This window comes from Klebsiella sp. TF21-TM (genome assembly GCF_019753495.1).
Classification (GTDB): Bacteria; Pseudomonadota; Gammaproteobacteria; order Enterobacterales; family Enterobacteriaceae; genus Klebsiella; species Klebsiella quasipneumoniae.
Window position 1 is genome coordinate 1 of record NZ_JAIJYL010000077.1, and the last position, 3,314, is coordinate 3,314.

Consider the following 3,314-nt stretch of genomic DNA (forward strand, 5'->3'; position numbering starts at 1 on the left):
GAACGGTCTGCGTTGTCGGGAAGATGCGTGATCTGATCCTTCAACTCAGCAAAAGTTCGATTTATTCAACAAAGCCCCCTGTAGGATCTCACGTAGCGCAGTAGCGCAGTTTGGTGATAATCTGAAAAATTAAGAGAACTGTCTACCCAACGAACATAAGGTTAAATCAGATTTCATGATATCTTAGATAGTAGATATCAGTTTAGCAAGTATATGATAAATTATAGATATTTTAGGCGATTCTCTCAGTAAAAGTTAACAAAAAATGTAATAATAGCATTCACAAAATGACAGCATGTATACATTTTAGATAGTCAAAGGGGTTATGTATGTACAGAAAAAAAAGAGGAACAATCAAGCCAGTAGCTATTTTGATTGCTATATTTTCTGCTTGCTTGATTTTGGACTTTCTTTTTTTTGTATATGACACTAACAATAAAAACAAAGAAACAATATCCGAAATATCACGCATCACTGATAACATGATCTCGTATGCAAATAAAACAAATGATACAGTAATGAGTATTACATCTAGTGGAAAGAATTGTGATGATTATCTTCCTGATATTAGAAGGATTGTTACTATAACTCCCTTTATACGCTCCACTTTTTTTGGTACGAATGATACTATAAAATGCCATTCTCTCATTGGGCCATTAGATATAAAAGACCCTCAACCATCTTATGTGTCCAATAAGATGGCTTTGATTACAGGAAGTTTGATTCAGACAAAGCATCCAATTCTTTTGGTCAGGAAGAAATATAATTCAGACTTCTATGCTACTGCGATCGATGGTATGTATTTGCAAATGATAATGAAGCAGTTGTCAGAGTCAGGGTTGTCAATAGAGCTTAAGGTTGGCAATGTTTACTTATCAGCAAATGGTGAATTATCATTAACCTCCAATAATAGTAAAAATGTCGCATTTCAATTCATAAACTCAGTAAAATTTCCATACCGGTTAAGTGCAGGTCTTAACTATACTTCCGTTTTTATTGCTTACTTATATATCCAACGCTATCATATCTATGTCCTAATATGTCTTTTTGTGGCATTGTTATTTATTATCATTAGGCGTTCAAGACTGCATTACACCCTAACTGATGATATGATACAGGGCCTAGAAGGTGGAGAATTTATAGCTTATGGTCAAAAGATAATCAACATTAAAACAGGTAAAGCAAGTGGCGTAGAGATTCTGGTTCGTTGGGTCCACCCAACGCATGGACTTATTCGACCAGATATGTTTATACCTCAGGCAGAACAATCTGGAATTATCATCCCAATAACTCAAAGTTTATTTAAACAAGTCTCTTCGGCTATTAATCAAATAGAGGAATCTTTTTCTGAAGAGTTCTACATTTCATTTAATGTAACAGCTAAACACTTTCATAATCTAACTTTATTTAAAGATTGCTTCCAATTTTTAAGCAAATTAAAAGGCAATAAAATAAAACTTGTTTTAGAGCTCACTGAAAGAGAAGTAATCCCTCAGAATGAAACAAGCCTCAGATTATTTAGACTGCTAAAAAACCTGGGTGTTGAATTGGCCATTGATGATTTTGGTACCGGGCATTCAAGTTACTCTTATTTACATAATCATTACATTTCAATACTTAAGATAGACCGATCATTTATAGATAAGATTAGTGTCGATGCTGTATCTGGTATACTAATTGATAGTATTATAGAGCTTGGACATAAATTATCATTAAAAATGATTGCTGAGGGAGTTGAAACTGAAGAACAGATTAAATACCTTGAAGAAATGAATGTACCATATGCGCAGGGCTATTATTACAATAGCCCACAGCCGTTTAAAGATTTAATTTATGACTTGAAAGGGATTTAATTTAGATGTTCTATATACGTTTTAGTTGGTCTATTGTATAGGAGGAGTGGTAATGACTCCAACTTACTGATAGTGTTTTATGTTCAGATAATGCCCGATGACTTTGTCATGCAGCGCCACCGATTTTGAGAACGACAGTGACTTCCGTCCCAGCCTTGCCAGATGTTGTCTCAGATTCAGGTTATGCCGCTCAATGCGCTGCGTATATCGCTTGCTGATAACGTGCAGTTCTCCCTTCAGGCGGGGTTCATACAGTGGCCAGCCATCCGTCATCCATACCACGACCTCAAAGGCCGACAGCAGGCTCAGAAGACGCTCCAGTGTGGCCAGAGTGCGTTCACCGAATACGTGCGCCACAACCGTCCTCCGTATCCTGTCATACGCGTAAAACAACCAGCGCTGGCGTGATTTAGCGCCGACGTAACCCCACTGTTCGTCCATTTCCGCGCAAACAATGACGTCACTGCCCGGTTGTATGCGTGAGTTTACCGACTGCGGCCTGAGTTTTTTAAGTGTCTTAAAATCGTGTTGAGGCCAACGCCCATAATGCGTGCACTGGCGCGACATCCGACGCCATTCATGGCCATATCAATGATTTTCTGATGCGTACCGGGTTGAGAAGCGGTGTAAGTGAACTGTAGCTGCCATGTTTTACGGCAGTGAGTGCAGAGATAGCGCTGATGTCCGGCAGTACTTTTACCGTTACGCACCACGCCTTCAGTAGCTGAGCAGGAGGGACAACTGATGGAGATGGAAGCCACGCAAGCACCTTAAAATCACCATCATACACTAAATCAGTAAGTTGGCACCATTACCGCTTACCTGCACGTGTAGCAACTTTCCGTAACTGCTCAATATTGTCCATTTATCACCTCATGACGTTTTTTGTCATTTTGAACAAAAAGAGTCATGTTGCAAGCAAAAAATCATATTGTTTTGATTTCGCTCTCAACAGGAGGGGGAAGAAGTTCGACGGGCGTGCCACTCAATCACAGTGCCGCAACACGCAGACGCACTTATGACCATCACACAACAAGTCGTACAAAAGGGTATAGAGAAAGGTATCAGCGCTCGCCGCAGCCATGTAACCGAGCGTAGCGAGCGAACTGGCGAGGAAGCGAAGAGGAACCGTTCCGGCAGATAGCTCTTACGCTCAGCACAAGAAGAGTTTTCCATCCTCTATGGGAAACAGGTCAACTTTATGGACGCTCAGGACTATGGGAAACAGGTCAACTTCGCGGACGGCCCGGACTGTGGGAAACAGGTCAACTTTGCAGACGACCGGGACTGTGAGAAACAGGTCAACTTCGCGGACGGCCCGGACTATGGGAAACAGGTCAACTTTGCAGACGACCGGGACTGTGAGAAACAGGTCAACTTCGCGGACGACCGGGACTGTGGGAAACAGGTCAACTCCGCGGACGGCCCGGACTGTGGGAAACAGGTCAACTCCGCGGACGG

General features: G+C 41.3%; 2 protein-coding genes and 2 pseudogenes. 3 read left to right on the forward strand and 1 reads right to left on the reverse strand.

Features of this window, described 5'->3' with window-relative positions:
• The first annotated feature begins 329 nt into the window (after positions 1–329).
• A complete protein-coding gene (locus tag K5R89_RS26775) occupies positions 330–1,853 on the forward strand; it encodes an EAL domain-containing protein (protein ID WP_064175106.1) in 1,524 nt (507 codons plus the stop codon).
• Positions 1,854–1,916: 63 nt separating this feature from the next.
• Here the strand turns inward: K5R89_RS26775 and K5R89_RS26780 are convergent.
• Positions 1,917–2,614, reverse strand: a protein-coding gene (locus K5R89_RS26780; protein ID WP_313771226.1) for an IS1 family transposase whose coding sequence is annotated in 2 segments (ribosomal slippage) — positions 1,917–2,365 and positions 2,365–2,614 — 699 coding nt in all. Because the reading frame shifts where the segments join, the coding sequence is not laid out codon by codon here.
• A gap of 233 nt (positions 2,615–2,847) precedes the next feature.
• Between K5R89_RS26780 and K5R89_RS27695 the strand changes: the two are divergent.
• Positions 2,848–2,919, forward strand: a pseudogene (locus tag K5R89_RS27695) (hypothetical protein); the annotation flags it as partial.
• Positions 2,920–3,054: 135 nt separating this feature from the next.
• Positions 3,055–3,314 (forward strand): annotated as a pseudogene (locus tag K5R89_RS26785) (hypothetical protein); the annotation flags it as partial.